Below are 15237 nucleotides of genomic sequence, written 5' to 3' on the forward strand. Positions count from 1 at the left end.
ACCTATGGCGCTTACAAAAGCTGAAATGTCAGAATATCTGTTTGATAAGCTTGGGCTTAGCAAACGGGATGCCAAAGAGCTGGTAGAGCTGTTTTTCGAAGAGATCCGTCGTGCTCTGGAAAATGGTGAGCAGGTAAAACTCTCCGGTTTTGGCAATTTTGATTTGCGAGACAAAAACCAACGTCCGGGCCGCAACCCGAAGACGGGGGAAGATATTCCCATTACAGCCCGCCGCGTGGTGACCTTCAGACCCGGCCAGAAGTTAAAAAGCCGTGTCGAAAACGCAACGCCCAAAGCAGAGTAATATGAACTAACTAAAAAGGCCGCCCACGCGGCCTTTTTTCTTTGCGCTCTCCGGCAAACCCGCCGTAAAATCAATTACATCTCACGCTACTAAAACCGTACACATGCTTGATTATGCCCATCGCCAGCACCGTTCCGATAAGCGTCGCCTGCTTTTGCTGGTGCTGCTGCTCATTGTCGCCGCGGGCGTGAGCCTCTGCGCGGGAGACAGATGGATTGGGCCTGAAAGCTGGTGGGGGCCGGACGGGCAGCTCTTCGTCTGGCAAATTCGCCTGCCGCGCACCGTTGCGGTGGTTCTGGTCGGTGCCGCGCTGGCGCTGTGCGGCACCATAATGCAGGCGTTGTTTGATAACCCGCTGGCGGAGCCCGGGCTGCTCGGCGTGTCGAACGGAGCTGGCGTAGGCCTGATTGCGGCGGTGATGCTGGGCGGAGGAGAACTCACCGGATGGAGTATTAGCCTGAGTGCAATTCTCGGCGCATTACTGATAACGCTCATTCTGCTTCGTTTTGCCAGACGGCACTTATCGACCAGTCGTCTGCTGCTTGCCGGCGTGGCGCTCGGGATCATCTGTAGCGCGTTGATGACCTGGGCGGTCTACTTTTCAACATCCTTTGACCTGCGACAGCTCATGTACTGGATGATGGGCGGCTTTGGCGGCGTTGACTGGCACCAGGGCTGGCTGATGGCGCTGCTGGTACCGGTCATCGTGTGGGCTGCACTGCAGGCGCAGCCGCTGAATATGCTCGCGCTGGGTGAAACCTCTGCCCGCCAGCTGGGCATGCCGATTGGGTTCTGGCGTAATGTACTGGTAATTGCCATTGGCTGGCTGGTCGGCGTCAGCGTGGCCCTGGCGGGCGCGATTGGCTTTATTGGCCTGGTGATCCCGCACATGCTCCGTCTGTGCGGCCTCACGGACCATCGAACCCTGCTTCCGGCCTCGGCGGTTGCCGGGGCCGTGACGCTGCTGGTGGCTGACATCATCGCCCGGCTTGCCCTGACGGCTGCAGAGCTGCCCATCGGCGTGGTGACAGCCACGCTGGGCGCGCCGGTCTTTATCTGGCTACTATTAAAAGCTGGACGTTAAATCGATAACCTGAGGAAATGCTATGCAGTCAGATATCCTGAATACTGAAGTGACCACCATTGACGGCGAGAAAACCACGCTGGAAGGCTACAGAGGCAACGTGTTGCTGATCGTCAACGTGGCATCCAAATGCGGCCTGACGCCGCAGTACGAGCAGCTGGAAAACATTCAGAAGGCCTGGGAGAAAGACGGTTTCACCGTGCTGGGCTTCCCCTGCAACCAGTTCCTCGGCCAGGAGCCGGGCAGCGAAGAGGAGATTAAAACCTTCTGCAGCACGACCTACGGCGTGACGTTTCCGCTGTTCAGCAAAATCGATGTCAACGGTGAAGACCGCCATCCGCTGTATGCGAAGCTTATCGCTGCCGCGCCGAAGGCCGTTGCGCCGGAAGGCAGTGGTTTTTATGAACGCATGGCCAGCAAAGGCCGCGCGCCGCTTTACCCGGACGATATACTCTGGAACTTCGAAAAATTCCTGATTGGTCGCGACGGCCAGGTGGTTCAACGCTTTTCGCCGGATATGACCCCTGAGGATCCAATCGTTATGGAATCGATCAAGCTGGCGCTGGCGAAATAATGTCGTTGCTGATGCAGCTCACGGACGTTGCCGAGAGGGGACGTCTGGAGCCGATAACCGGTACCATCAATGCGGGAGAAATCCTGCATCTTGTTGGGCCAAACGGTGCGGGGAAGAGCACGCTGCTGGCAAGGATGGCAGGCATGACCGACGGAGAAGGGCAGATAACGCTGCTGGAGCATACGCTCGCCGACTGGTCACCGGCCTCGCTGGCGCATCGGCGCAGTTACCTCGTGCAGCAGCAGGTGCCGCCCTTTGCGATGCCGGTCTGGCACTATCTGATGCTGCATTTGCACGACAAACAACAGACGGCACTGCTGACGGACGTGGCCGCGGCCCTGGGGCTTGAAGATAAACTTTCCCGGCATGCCAGCCAGCTTTCCGGTGGAGAGTGGCAGCGGGTGCGCCTGGCGGCCGTCATCCTTCAGATCCACCCTGCCGGCAATTCTCACGGGCGGATGCTGCTTCTCGATGAGCCCATGAGCGGTCTGGACGTAGCGCAGCAGGCGGCACTGGATACGCTACTCAGCGCCCTGAGCCGAAAAGGTATTGCCGTGGTGATGAGCAGCCATGATCTCAACCACACCCTGCGTCATGCCCACCGGGTGTGGCTGCTGTCGAAGGGAAAGATGATTGCCAGCGGTGCGCGGGATCGAGTTCTTACGCCGCCCAACCTTGCCCGCGCGTACAACATGTCGTTCCGCAGGCTGGATATAGAGGGACATAAGATGCTGATTTCTACCGGGCAGACGTAACCGTTTCTTGCCTGTGAGCACAATTGCACGCTAAATTACGAAAAGAACAAAAAAAGCAGAGGATTCGTCTGAAAATGCGATTCTGGTTTCTCCTGATGGCCGCACTTTTTCTTGCGGGATGCAGTAGCCATCGTGCGCCGCCGCCTAACCCACGGCTTTCAGATTCGATCACCGTCATTGCCAGCCTTAACGATCAGCTGAGCAACTGGCGCGGCACGCCTTATCGCTACGGCGGCATGAGCCGCGGTGGCGTAGATTGCTCCGGCTTCGTTCTGATGACGTTTCGCGATAAGTTTGATTTACAGCTTCCGCGCGAAACGCGCAAACAGGCAGAAATTGGCACTGAAATTGATAAAGACGAGCTCCTGCCCGGGGACCTGGTTTTCTTCAAAACCGGATCGGGTGAAAGCGGTCTTCATGTGGGCATATATGATACAGATAATCAGTTCATTCACGCTTCGACCAGCCGCGGCGTGATGCGCTCTTCTCTTGATAATGTTTACTGGCGTAAAAATTTCTGGCAGGCACGGCGTATATAGTCTTTGTCGGATACTTCTCTTATGACGGCATGGTAAGTAATAAATCATGCCGTTTTTTCTCAAATAAGATGCTTAAAGTTAAATTTGCCTAAAATTAGCGAAACCTGCATGTGTCTGTTTTATCTAAAACTGGCTATTATTCAGCAACCAGGATAAAATTATTTAAGATTCAGGGATAAATCTGAAAATAAATACGGAACTAATGAAATTAATCTTATTAAAATCAAGACAGTGGAATTGTGTCGGCAATTGCTCCAGGATGTCCTCTTTCATCTTTAATGCGGGGCGAGTGCAATGATTATTACGCTAGATAATGCTTACCAGTCTGAACTGCTGCTTCTGCCTGCCCGTAATAGCGCAGGGGAGCTTAAAGGTTTAGAAATTCTGGTTAACTTTACTGGCGTCGGCAGCGAGGTGCGGATCCCCACTGAGCTTGTTATCCCACGACTTTCAGCAGCCGAAGAGTTAGCGCTGTTTAACGAAAAACTGCAATTGCTTGATACCTGTAAACTGTTTTTTATTCAGCATCAGTTAATTGCATGGATCAATATTACACCTGCAATAGTTGAGTTTTTATTAAGTAATGGAAACGCTGTTTCAATCCTTGAGCGTTATCCGTTTCTTGAGTTTACTGTTAATGAGAATTATCCAGGTTTAAATAACGGAAAGGACGATCTGCAGCTGGCGAGAATGGCAATCCATTTTCCGTTGGTGCTGGCAAACTTTGGCGCGGGCGCCGCATCGCTCAAAGCGGTCTATGATGGATTATTCAAACGGGTCATCCTTGATAAAGGATTCATTCAGCAGCGAGCTCCGGAGCTCTCTTTTGAGCCTTTTATGCGCGCCATCCTCTGGCAAATTACGCCGCACTGCCAGTCTGTGATTGTCTCAGGCATTGATGACCACGGCCTGTTGCAACGCGTTTTGTCCTTCAATTTTGGCGCCATGCAGGGGGCTCTCTGGCCTGCCGTCTCTGCAGAACACGTCACTACGCTGGTTCAGCAGCGATAACCCTTGCTTTCGCCCGTGTTTAAGTGCGGGTAAACCCTCTACACTAAAAGCAGGAGGACTTATGACCCTGTCTTTTACTGCTCACTGGCATGACGAGTTGCCTGGCTTTTACACCGCACTCAAACCAACACCGTTACAAAATTCACGCCTTATCTGGCATAACGATTTGCTGGCAGAAGAACTGGCCATTCCGCCTGAGCTGTTTCAGCATTCAGAGGGCGCAGGCGTCTGGGGCGGTGAAACGCTTCTCGCCGGTATGCAACCTCTGGCTCAGGTCTATAGCGGACATCAGTTTGGCGTCTGGGCGGGACAGCTGGGCGACGGCAGGGGGATCCTGCTCGGCGAGCAACAGCTTCCCAACGGGGAGACGGTTGACTGGCACCTGAAAGGCGCGGGCCTTACTCCCTATTCGCGGATGGGCGACGGGCGCGCGGTACTGCGTTCAACGATTCGCGAGTGCCTGGGCTCCGAGGCGATGCATTCCCTGGGTATTTCCACTACCCGCGCGCTGTCGATCGTTACCAGCGACACGCCGGTAGCGCGCGAAACGGTAGAAAAAGGGGCAATGCTGATGCGTATTGCGCAAAGCCATTTGCGCTTCGGCCATTTTGAGCACTTTTACTATCGCCGCGAGCCGGACAACGTTCGCCAGCTGGCTGACTTTGCCATTCGTCACCACTGGGCGCATTTGCAGGACGAGGCGGATAAATACGTTCTCTGGTTCAGGGATGTGGTTGCCCGAACCGCAGCCCTGATTGCCCGCTGGCAAACGGTAGGCTTTGCCCATGGCGTTATGAATACGGACAATATGTCGCTTCTCGGGTTGACCTTTGACTACGGCCCGTTCGGTTTCCTGGACGATTACCAGCCTGGCTATATCTGCAACCACTCCGACTATCAGGGGCGCTACAGTTTTGACAATCAGCCCGCGGTGGGCCTGTGGAATCTGCAGCGGCTAGCGCAAACCCTGTCGCCGTTTATTGACGTTGATGCCCTCAATGATGCGCTCGACAGCTATCAGGAGATCTTACTGCGGGAATATGGCACGCTGATGCGCAACAAGCTGGGGCTGGTGACGCAGGAGAAGGGCGATAACGACATCCTCAACGGCCTGTTTGCCCTGATGGCGCGCGAGGGCAGCGATTACACGCGCACCTTCCGGATGCTGGGGCAAACGGAGCAGCGCAGCGCCGCCTCGCCGCTGCGCGATGAGTTTATTGACAGGCAGGCGTTTGACGACTGGTTTGCATCGTACCGCATGCGGCTGCAGCAGGAGCAGGTGGATGACGCGACCCGTCAGACGCAGATGAACGCGACGAATCCGGCGATGGTGTTGCGCAACTGGCTGGCGCAGAGGGCGATTGAGCAGGCAGAGCAGGGCGAGTACGACGAGCTACACCGTCTGCACGTGGCGTTGCGCACGCCGTTTGCCGACCGGGATGATGACTACGTCAGCCGCCCGCCTGACTGGGGCAAGCGGCTGGAGGTCAGCTGCTCAAGCTAGTCTTTTGGCCGGGGGGCGGATTCGCCTTACCCGGCCTGAACATCACTGCGCGACCCAGCCGCCGTCCATATTCCACGCGGCGCCGCGAACGTTAACGGCGCTGTCGCTGCACAAAAACAGCGCCAGTTCACCCAGCTGCTCCGGCGTGACAAACTCGCCCGAAGGTTGTTTCTCAGCAAGAAGCTGTTCGCGAGCCTGCTCCGGCGGTACGCCTTCAGCGATACGTTTGTCGATTTGCTGCTGCACCAGCGGGGTCAGCACCCAGCCGGGACAGATGGTATTGGCGGTAATGCCGGTGCGTGCGGTTTCCAGCGCCAGCGATTTCGTAAAGCCCACTACGCCATGCTTGGCGGCAACGTAGGCCGACTTCTCTTTTGATGCGACCAGCCCGTGAACGGAGGCGATATTAATGATACGCCCCCAGTTTTTCTCGCGCATGGCGGGCAGCGCCAGCCGGCTGGTGTGAAAGACCGAAGAGAGGTTAATGGCGATAATGTCGTTCCATTTCTCCACCGGAAACGCGTCAACCGGGGCGACATGCTGTATCCCGGCGTTGTTGACGAGAATGTCTAGGCCGCCAAATTGCGATTCGGCGTAGCGCATCAGGTCTTCAATTTGCAGGACGTCTCGCAGGTCCGCATTGTGATACCCCGGCTTTTTGCCCAGTTGCGCAATCTCTTCTATTGCTGATTCGCTGTCGCCGAAACCGTTGAGGATCAGCTGCGCCCCGGCCTTCGCCAGCACGCGGGCGATCCCAAGGCCAATGCCGCTGGTTGAGCCCGTCACCAGGGCGGTTTTTCCGTTCAGATTCATCTTTCTCTCCTTACACAATGCCGGTCAGATAGAACACGGCGATGACAAAAAGCACTGCCAGACTTTTAATGATGGTGATAGCGAAAATGCCGCCGTAGGCCTGGCGATGGCTCAGGCCGGTAATCGCCAGCAGGGTAATCACCGCGCCGTTATGGGGAAGGGTATCCATTCCTCCGCTCGCCATTGACGCCACGCGGTGCAGCACCTCAAGCGGGATGTTGGCGGCGGCGACAAACGTGTCGGACATGGCGGCGAGCGCAATGCTCATCCCGCCGGACGCCGAGCCGGTGATCCCCGCAAGCACCGTTACGCTGATAGCTTCATTCAGCAGCGGATTCGGAATGGCCGCCAGCGCGTGGGATAACACCAGAAAACCGGGCAGGGCGGCGATAACCGCGCCGAAACCGTACTCCGAGGCGGTATTCATCGCCGCAAGAATGGCGCCGCTTACCGCGGTCCGGCTGCCTTCAGCCAGACGCCCCCGGATGTTGCGAAAGCCAAAAATCAGCACCAGCACGATACCTGAGATCAGCGCCGCTTCAACGGCCCAGATGGCGGTGATCTTGCCCACCTCGGTCACAATCGGTTTCGCCAGACCGGGCAGGGTCAGCTCGTGGGTCGTGCCGTACCAGCCGGGGATCCAGCGGGTAAACAGCAGGTTCAGTATGCCCACCACCAGCAGCGGGGCGATGGCAATCAGCGGGTGAGGGAGGTTAATGTTGTCCGGCGTTTCCGGTTCATTTTTCAGATCCGTGCCGTAACCTTCATTGTTATTGAGCGCCTTACGCCGCTGGCGCTCCAGCCAGAGCAGGCCAAAGACAATAATAAACAGCGAGCCGATAAGCCCCAGCCACGGCGCGGCCCAGGCGTTGGTACCAAAGAAGCTGGTGGGGATAATGTTCTGGATCTGCGGCGTGCCCGGCAGGGCATCCATGGTAAACGAGAATGCCCCGAGCGCCACGGTGGCCGGGATCAGCCGTTTAGGGATGCCGCTCTGGCGGAACAGTTCGGCGGCAAACGGATAAACCGCAAACGCCACCACAAACAGCGACACGCCGCCGTAGGTTAACAGCGCGCACACCAGAACAATCACCGGGATCGCGTGGCGACGGCCGAGGATCTGGATCGCGGCGGCGACGATCGAGCGCGAGAAGCCGGAAAGCTCAATCAGTTTGCCAAACACCGCCCCCAGCAGGAACACCGGGAAGTAGAGCTTGACGAAGCCCACCATCTTTTCCATGAACAGGCCGGTAAACGTCGGACCGACGGCGCCCGGGTCGGTCAGCAGTACGGCGCCGAGCGCCGCAATCGGCGCAAACAAAATCACGCTATATCCGCGATAGGCCGCCAGCATCAGCAGCGCCAGCGCCGCCAGGGCAATTAACACGCTCATTACGACTCCTCACTTTAATTATTATTCGGGTACCAACGAGATGCTTAACGCTCGACGGTCAGAGCAATGCCTTGCCCGCCGCCTACGCACAGGGTGACGAGCCCTTTTTTAACGTCACGGCGCTGCATTTCGTGCAGCAGCGTCACGAGGATGCGGCAGCCGGAGGCGCCAATCGGATGACCGAGGGCGATAGCGCCGCCGTTAACGTTCACCCTGCGTTCATCCCAGCCGAGCTGCTGGCCCACCGCCAGCGCCTGCGCGGCAAAGGCTTCATTGGCTTCAATGAGATCCACGTCATCGAGCGTCCAGCCCGCCCGCGCCAGCGCGGTCTGGCAGGCGCTGACCGGACCGATGCCCATCACCGACGGGTCAACGCCCGTCACGGCGTAACTCACGATGCGACCGAGGATCGGCAAACCGCTCTCCCGCGCTCTTTCGCCGCTCATCAGCAGTACCGCAGCGGCGCCGTCGTTGAGCGTGGAGGCATTTCCCGCCGTGACCGTGCCTTCAACCTGCAAAAAGGCGGGGCGCAGCTGCGCCAGCTGCTCAGCGGTGGTCCCAGGCCGGGGCTGTTCGTCACGGCTGACGACAAGCGGCGGTTTTTTACCCTGTTTCACCGTCACCGGCGCAATCTCATCGTCAAACCGGCCCGCTTCGGCGGCGGAAGCCGCTTTTTGCTGCGACCGGGCAGCGAAGGCGTCCTGCTGTTCGCGGGAAATGCCGTACTGCCGGGCGACGTTTTCAGCGGTGATCCCCATGTGATAATCGTTGAACGCGTCCCACAGACCGTCGGTAATCATGCTGTCCTGCAGGCCCGTATGGCCAAAACGCAGCCCTGCACGCGCGCCGTCCAGCAGATAGGGGGCGTTGCTCATGCTCTCCTGACCGCCTGCGATAAGCACGTCCGCGTCACCGCAGCGGATCGCCTGCGCGGCGAGCTGCACCGCTTTCAAGCCCGCGCCGCAGACAAGGTTGACCGTTGTCGCTGGCGTGCTGACGGGCAATCCGGCGGCGATGGCCGTCTGGCGCGCAGGGTTTTGTCCGCATCCCGCCGTCAGCACCTGGCCGAAAATCACCTCGTCTATCGTCTCAGCAGGAAGACCGCTGTTTTCAAGCAAACGACGAACCGCAACGGCCCCCAGCTCGGCCGCAGAGAGGGGGGCGAGCGATCCGCGAAAACTGCCAATAGGGGTTCGCGTTGCCCCGACAATCATGACCTCTTTCATCCTGAGTCCTCAGCTAAAGCGCATCTCGCGAACGTCGTTCGCCACAATCATTTTTCCGGCCGTCTTAGACGCAATTTCGTCGATACTGACGCCGGGGGCGTATTCCCGCAGGATGAACGCGCCGTCCTCTATCTCCAGCAATGCGAGATCGGTTAAGACCCGACGGATGCAGCCCGCGCCCGTAAGCGGCAGCGTGCAACGCGGCAGCAGCTTTGACTCGCCGCTTTTTGACGCGTGGGTCATCACCACAATGATGTTCTGCGCCCCGGCGACGAGATCCATCGCGCCGCCCATCCCCTTGACCATCTTTCCGGGGATCATCCACGAGGCGATATTGCCCTCGACGTCCACCTCAAACGCGCCCAGCACGGTCAGGTCAACATGGCCGCCGCGGATCATGGCAAACGACTGGGCCGAGTCGAAAATGGCCGCGCCTGTGCGTGCGGTCACGGTCTGCTTACCGGCGTTGATCATGTCGGCGTCGAGGCTCTGCTCGTCAGGGAACGCGCCCATTCCCAGCAGCCCGTTTTCCGACTGAAGCATCACGTCCATTCCTTCCGGAATGTAGTTCGCCACCAGGGTAGGAATGCCGATCCCCAGGTTGACGTAATATCCGTCGCGCAGCTCGCGGGCGACGCGCATAGCCATCTGTTCACGGGTTAACATCGTCACACTCCTTCCGCGCGCAGCGTGCGCTGTTCAATACGTTTTTCAAACTGGCCGACAATCAGCCTGTCGACGTAAATGCCCGGGGTATGAATGGCCGACGGGGGCAGCTCGCCCGGGGGAACTATCTCTTCCACCTCGACGACCGTTATCCGGCCCGCCGTTGCCATCAGCGGATTAAAGTTTTGTGCGGTATGCCGGTAGACGACGTTGCCGTACCAGTCCGCTTTCCAGCCCTTAACAAGCGCGAAATCACCGGTAATGGCCTCTTCGAGGATGTAGTGCTTACCGGCAAACTGGCGCACGTCTTTGCCAGCAGCCACGGGCGTGCCGTAGCCGGTGGCCGTGTAAAATGCCGGAATACCCGCGCCGCCCGCGCGCACCTTTTCCGCCAGCGTGCCCTGAGGCGTGAGTTCAATCTCCAGTTCGCCGCTCAGCACCTGCCGCTCGAACAGCGCGTTCTCGCCGACGTAAGAGGCCACCACTTTGCGAACCTGCCGCGTTTCGAGCAGAAGCCCTAGACCGAAACCGTCCACGCCGCAGTTGTTTGATACCACCGTCAGATCTTTCACCTGACGGCGTCTGACCTCTGCAATCAGGTTCTCCGGAATACCGCACAGGCCGAAGCCGCCCGCCAGCAAAGTCATCCCGTCCGTCAGCCCATCCAGCGCCTGCGCATAGCTGTCGACGCGCTTATCCAGTCCCGCCATCGTCATTCCTCCTCTTAACCGTGGCGGTATCATTAGGGGCGGCAACTCATTTGTTAATTTTGAATTTGTGACCCACTCATTTGGTTTTTTTATTAATTTCCTGTTAACTAAATTTTTTCAATTAGTTAACAGGAAGAAAAATGAGAATGAGTGTCAAACAGTTACGCGCGTTTTTAGCGGTAGCTCACACTCTGAATTTCGCCCACGCCAGCGAACGTCTGAATCTCTCCCAGCCGGCCCTGAGCCTGACGATTAAAGCGCTGGAGGACGCGCTCGGCGGACCGCTGCTGCAGCGGAGCACGCGCAAGGTCGCGCTGACGCAGGAGGGCGAGACGTTTTTACCGATGGCGCGCCAGCTGCTTGCCGACTGGGATAGCGTTGAAGAGGCGATGCACCAGTGCTTTACGCTTCAGCGCGGTAAAATCTCGGTCGCGGCCATGCCGTCGTTTGCCGCGAACGTCTTGCCCGAGGTGCTGAAAGCATTTCGCGATCGCCATGCCGGGATCAACGTCACCGTGCATGACGTGATTAACGAGCAGGTGATTGAGATGGTGCGGGAAGGGCGGGTCGAGATGGGCATCGCCTTTGAGCCCGCGCCCACGCACAACCTGCTGTTTACCCCGCTGGGTCTCGACCGGTTTGTTGCCATTGTGCCGAAAGACTCCCCGCTGGCGGGCAAAAAACGTCTGGCATGGGAAGAGCTGCTGACGCTGGATTTCATCACCCTGCAGCGCCCCTCCGCGGTGCGTCTGATGATGGAAGAAGAACTGGCGCGAAGCGGCAGAAAGCTGGACGTGGCGCTGGAGAGCCATCAGCTGGTGACGGTCGGGCGAATGGTCGCGAGCGGGCTGGGCGGCAGCGCCGTCCCGGCGCTCTGCGAGGCGCAGATGACGGCGCTGGGCGCGGTCTGTATCCCGCTGGATAATCCGCCGATTGAAAAGTGCATCGGGGCGATCCATCCAGGGCACACGCAGCTCTCTAAAGCGGCGCATGCCCTGCTGGAAACGCTGAAAGATTTTTACCAGCCCGATCAGGGGGCGAGAAACACCTGCGGCACGGCGCGAGCCGGATGCCTGCCGACGTGAACCTGCGCGCCGTACCAGCGCGCCAGCGTATCGGCCTGCAAAACGGCTTCCGGTTCTCCCCGGGAGACGATCCTGCCGCTGTGCAGCAGCAGGATGCGGTCCGCCCACAGCGCCGCCAGGTTGAGGTCGTGCAGCACCACGCACACGTGCAGATGTCCCCGGCCGGTCAGGGATTTCAGCAGGCGCAGCAGATGCTGCTGGTGATAGAGATCCAGCGCAGACGTGGGTTCATCAAGAAACAGCCAGCCGCGCGGCGCGCCGTCGCACCAGAGCTGAGCCAGCGCGCGGGCAAGCTGGATGCGCTGCTGCTCGCCGCCGGAGAGCGCGGCAAACTGCCTGCCCGCCAGCGGTAAACAGCCGGTGACGGCCATGACCTCCTCGATAACCGACGTTTCTGGCGTGCGGGTCCAGGGCGCACGCCCCATACCGACGACCGCCTCAGCCGGCCAGTCAAATCCGAGCTGCGTGTTCTGGCGCATCACCGCCCGGTAGCGGGAGAGCGTTTCCGGCTGCCAGGCCGCAAGCGGTGTACCCGCCAGGCTGCACCGTCCTTCCGCAGGTTTAAGGTAGCCGGTCAGCAGCCGCAACAGCGTCGATTTCCCGGCGCCGTTGGGGCCAATCAGCGCCACCAGCTCGCCCTGGGATAAGGTCAGCGACACGTCGTTAATCAGCGTGCGTTGTCCGGCGCGAAAAACAAGGTTTTCTGCACAGTAGCGTTCAGCCATGCGCACCTCCGCGACGAAAGATAAGCCACAGGAACCACGGCGCGCCGAGAAGGCTGGTCAATAAGCCGACCGGCATTTCCGCCGGGGCGACCAGGCTGCGCGCCAGCGTATCGGCAACCAGCAGGAGCAGCGCGCCGGCCAGCACCGAGCCGGGGAGCACGGCCCGATGGTCGGCTCCCAGCCACATGCGCACCAGGTGCGGCACCACCAGGCCGACAAAGCCGATCACGCCGCTGACCGCAACGGCGGCAGCCACCAGCAGGGCGCTGCACAGCAGCAGGATCCGCTGCACGGCCGCAACTTCCACGCCGAGGTAATGCGCCTCTTCGTCCCCCAGCTGGAGCAGGTTGAGGGCGCCTGCCAGACGCCAGATAACCAGCGCGGTGGGGGCCATCAGCGACGCGACGGCCAGCAGCGTTGACCACTGCGCCTGGCCGAGGCTACCCATTCCCCAGAGCGATAGCTGGCGAAGCTGGGCATCATTGCTGAGCCACGACAGGACGCCTACGGCGGCGCCGCACAGGGCGTTGATGGCAATGCCCACCAGCAGCAGGCGCGACAGGGAAGCGTCACGCTGCCGGCTGAGCAGGAAAATGACGAAGGTGGCGGCAAGCGCGCCGAGAAACGCCGCCAGCATCGGGGCATACAGCATCACCAGGGCAGGCAGCGAGAGCGGAAGCACCACCCACAGCGCAACGGCAAGCGCAGCGCCGCTGCTGATGCCGAGCAGGCCCGGATCCGCCAGCGGGTTGCGAAACAGCCCCTGCATTACGCAGCCCGCCAGCGCCAGCGAACCGCCGATCGCCAGCGCCAGCAGCACGCGAGGCAGGCGGATCGTCAGCCAGATTTGACGCAGCGCCTCGTCGGTGCCGTTCCACAGCAGGCTGACCGGCAGGTGTAATGCCCCAACCCCGCTAGCTGCGAGCGTCATGATGGTCAGGATCGCGGCCAGCATCCATAACGATAAGGCTATCCGCCGCGACATCAGGGCAGCTGCTCCGCTTTGGCACGCAGCTGCTGGATGGCTTGCGGCGTTCGCACGCTGAAGCCCAGCAGCGCCATATCGTCAATCGCCAGCACCTGCCTGTTTCGTCCCGCCGGGGTTTGCGCCAGACCGGGCAGCGTCCACAGATTCGCTTCCCCGCCCAGGGCGTTGATGCCGTCCTGAGAAATCAACACCAGATCGGGTTGGCTGGCAATCACGCCTTCCTGAGACAGCGGCTGATAGCGGGTGAACCCCTGCATCGCGTTTTTCAGCCCCGCCGCACGAATGGCCGCGTCCGCGCCGGTCTGTTGTCCGGCTGCCATGGCAGTCATCCCGCCGTGGTTGAGAATAAACAGCACCCGCTTATTGAGCGGTGAGGCGGGAAGCGCCGACAGCGCCTGACGCAGCGTCTTGCGCAGGGCTTCCCCCTCGGCCTCGCGGTGCGTCGCTTCAGCGACGATCCGCACCTTTTCGTCAATGACGTTCAGATCGTTACGGGCAGGAACAACGATTACCCTGACGTGGCTTTGCTCAACCTGCTTTAGCGCCAGAGACGGCTGCGCCTGAGCGCTGGCCAGCACCAGCGTGGGGCGCATGGACAAAATCCCCTCAGCATTAAGCTGGCGCAGATAGCCCACGTCAGGCAGCGAATTCGCCGCCTGCGGCCACTGGCTGGTGCTGTCGCGGGCCACCAGCGAAGACGCGGCGCCGAGAGCGTAGACAATCTCGGTAACGTCGCCGCCGAGGGTAACGATTTTTTCCTGCGGCGCAGCAAACGCCAGCAGGGGCAGGGCGCCGAGCAGGGCAAGCCACCGTTTCATGCGGCCAGCCCTTTCGCCGTTAAGGCGTCAATCTGGCTGCGCCACTGGCTCTGCTCCGGTTCGCCTTCCGTACGCTGGCCGTACAGCTGGGCGATTTGCGTTCCGTCGGCGGCAAACAGCTCCAGGCTGGTGACATGCCCGTCCGCGGTCGGTTTGCGCGTGACCCATGTCTCGGCAATCGCGTCTTCAAGCAGGTGCAGGGTAAAGGTTGGGTTGAAGATGTTCAGCCAGCCTTTCATCGGCGCCAGCTTTTCCACCACGCCGGTGAAGATCTGCACGCAGCCGCGGTTGCCGACGAAAACCATGATTTCATTGCCGTCCCGACGCGCCGTCTCCAGGAGCTGCGCCAGCGCACTGTTCTCTACCCGACAGGCCAGATCGTCCCCCACCAGGCGAAACGCCTGCTGGCGGCTGAGGTTATGACGTTTCAGCAGGCTGAAGAACTGATGCACGTCGGTCATGGCGCGCCACTCTTTGTCCACGAGGGCGGCTTGCGGACTTTCCGCGTGAGCAGGCGCGTCGGGCACCTTTAACGCCAGCGGTGGATTATCGGCAAAGATAAAACGGGTCAGCACGTCGCCCCAGGCGGAACGGTCGGTGTTGTCCGTGGCGTAGACCTTCAGCAGGGCATCGCCCTGATGGTCGAAGAACTGAATGCTCTGCCGCTCGCCGCGGGCGGTGGCTTCACTGATGTGAAACGCGCTCGCCCACTGGTTGAGGAACAGGCGCAGATCCAGCGCGCGAGGATTCAGCACCAGCCCGGCATGGCCGTTCAGGTGCTGGTTGGTGAAATTCCCGACCTGCTCGTGAACGGCGTAGTCGTTGCGGCAGATGCATTTGGTTTCGCCCACCGCCTCCAGCGCGCTCAGGATCTCGCGGATTTCTCCGCGCAGTCGCCAGGCGTCGTGGCCCACGCGGGCAAAGGTCAGCTCTGCTTCACTGATGTTCATTAACCCTGCGAGGTCGCGCGCGTACTTACCCGGATTAGCTTCTTTTAGCTCAAGCCAGCGCGTGTAGTGATTCATTGTCTCTTCCTTCTGAA

At 59.8% G+C, this 15237-nt stretch carries 17 protein-coding genes; 8 read left to right on the forward strand and 9 right to left on the reverse strand.

Annotation, left to right across the window (positions count from 1 at the left end; genetic code table 11):
- Positions 1 to 4 precede the first annotated feature (4 nt).
- From ihfA to selO, 7 genes are all read left to right on the forward strand, one after another.
- Positions 5 to 304: an integration host factor subunit alpha gene (gene ihfA, locus V1587_RS11710; RefSeq protein ID WP_003857805.1), complete on the forward strand. Its 300-nt coding sequence runs from the start codon at positions 5 to 7 to the stop codon at positions 302 to 304.
- 103 nt (positions 305 to 407) lie between these two features.
- Complete coding sequence (gene btuC / locus V1587_RS11715; protein WP_371897681.1) at positions 408 to 1388, forward strand: vitamin B12 ABC transporter permease BtuC; 981 nt, start codon at positions 408 to 410, stop codon at positions 1386 to 1388.
- Positions 1389 to 1410: 22 nt separating this feature from the next.
- Positions 1411 to 1962, forward strand: coding sequence for a glutathione peroxidase (locus V1587_RS11720; protein ID WP_371897680.1), 552 nt, complete (start codon positions 1411 to 1413; stop codon positions 1960 to 1962).
- Positions 1962 to 2717, forward strand: coding sequence for a vitamin B12 ABC transporter ATP-binding protein BtuD (gene btuD, locus V1587_RS11725; RefSeq protein WP_371897679.1), 756 nt, complete (start codon positions 1962 to 1964; stop codon positions 2715 to 2717). The genes V1587_RS11720 and btuD overlap by 1 nt, the downstream gene beginning before the upstream one ends.
- Before the next feature lie 74 nt (positions 2718 to 2791).
- Entirely contained in the window at positions 2792 to 3256 is a 465-nt protein-coding gene (locus V1587_RS11730; RefSeq protein WP_028017229.1) for an NlpC/P60 family protein, read from the forward strand.
- 294 nt (positions 3257 to 3550) lie between these two features.
- Positions 3551 to 4267 carry an EAL domain-containing protein gene (locus V1587_RS11735; protein WP_371897678.1) on the forward strand — a complete coding sequence of 239 codons (717 nt, stop codon included), beginning with the start codon at positions 3551 to 3553 and terminating at the stop codon, positions 4265 to 4267.
- 61 nt (positions 4268 to 4328) lie between these two features.
- Entirely contained in the window at positions 4329 to 5771 is a 1443-nt protein-coding gene (selO, locus tag V1587_RS11740; RefSeq protein WP_371897677.1) for a protein adenylyltransferase SelO, read from the forward strand.
- 42 nt (positions 5772 to 5813) lie between these two features.
- On the opposite strand, the gene V1587_RS11745 is transcribed toward selO, so the two are convergent.
- The 5 genes from V1587_RS11745 to V1587_RS11765 are packed head-to-tail and all read right to left on the reverse strand — an operon-like array spanning position 5814 to position 10579.
- Positions 5814 to 6584 (reverse strand): 3-hydroxybutyrate dehydrogenase, encoded by a 771-nt coding sequence (locus tag V1587_RS11745; protein WP_371897676.1) that lies wholly within the window; start codon positions 6582 to 6584, stop codon positions 5814 to 5816.
- A 10-nt stretch (positions 6585 to 6594) separates the two neighbouring features.
- Positions 6595 to 7977, reverse strand: a complete 1383-nt coding sequence (locus V1587_RS11750; RefSeq protein ID WP_395314340.1) for a GntP family permease — start codon at positions 7975 to 7977, stop codon at positions 6595 to 6597.
- Positions 7978 to 8021: 44 nt separating this feature from the next.
- Positions 8022 to 9203: an acetyl-CoA C-acetyltransferase gene (locus V1587_RS11755; protein ID WP_371897673.1), complete on the reverse strand. Its 1182-nt coding sequence runs from the start codon at positions 9201 to 9203 to the stop codon at positions 8022 to 8024.
- A 9-nt stretch (positions 9204 to 9212) separates the two neighbouring features.
- Positions 9213 to 9869 carry a CoA transferase subunit B gene (locus V1587_RS11760; protein ID WP_371897672.1) on the reverse strand — a complete coding sequence of 219 codons (657 nt, stop codon included), beginning with the start codon at positions 9867 to 9869 and terminating at the stop codon, positions 9213 to 9215.
- Between the two features lie 2 nt (positions 9870 to 9871).
- Positions 9872 to 10579, reverse strand: a complete 708-nt coding sequence (locus V1587_RS11765; protein ID WP_371897671.1) for a CoA transferase subunit A — start codon at positions 10577 to 10579, stop codon at positions 9872 to 9874.
- Positions 10580 to 10719: 140 nt separating this feature from the next.
- On the opposite strand from V1587_RS11765, the gene V1587_RS11770 reads away from it, so the two are divergent.
- A complete protein-coding gene (locus V1587_RS11770; RefSeq protein WP_371897670.1) occupies positions 10720 to 11664 on the forward strand; it encodes a LysR family transcriptional regulator in 945 nt (314 codons plus the stop codon).
- On the opposite strand, the gene V1587_RS11775 is transcribed toward V1587_RS11770, so the two are convergent.
- The 4 genes from V1587_RS11775 to chuS are packed head-to-tail and all read right to left on the reverse strand — an operon-like array spanning position 11610 to position 15220.
- Entirely contained in the window at positions 11610 to 12389 is a 780-nt protein-coding gene (locus V1587_RS11775) for a heme ABC transporter ATP-binding protein (protein ID WP_371897669.1), read from the reverse strand. The two genes, V1587_RS11770 and V1587_RS11775, sit on opposite strands and share 55 nt — an antisense overlap.
- Positions 12382 to 13374 carry a FecCD family ABC transporter permease gene (locus V1587_RS11780; RefSeq protein WP_371897668.1) on the reverse strand — a complete coding sequence of 331 codons (993 nt, stop codon included), beginning with the start codon at positions 13372 to 13374 and terminating at the stop codon, positions 12382 to 12384. Before V1587_RS11780 ends, V1587_RS11775 begins: the two co-directional genes overlap by 8 nt.
- Positions 13374 to 14195, reverse strand: coding sequence for a hemin ABC transporter substrate-binding protein (locus tag V1587_RS11785; protein WP_371897667.1), 822 nt, complete (start codon positions 14193 to 14195; stop codon positions 13374 to 13376). The genes V1587_RS11780 and V1587_RS11785 overlap by 1 nt, the downstream gene beginning before the upstream one ends.
- Positions 14192 to 15220: a hematinate-forming heme oxygenase ChuS gene (gene chuS, locus V1587_RS11790; protein WP_371897665.1), complete on the reverse strand. Its 1029-nt coding sequence runs from the start codon at positions 15218 to 15220 to the stop codon at positions 14192 to 14194. Before chuS ends, V1587_RS11785 begins: the two co-directional genes overlap by 4 nt.
- Between the last annotated feature and the right edge of the window lie 17 nt (positions 15221 to 15237).

Source organism: Enterobacter sp. ECC-249 (assembly GCF_043965265.1).
Lineage (GTDB): Bacteria > Pseudomonadota > Gammaproteobacteria > Enterobacterales > Enterobacteriaceae > Enterobacter > Enterobacter quasiroggenkampii.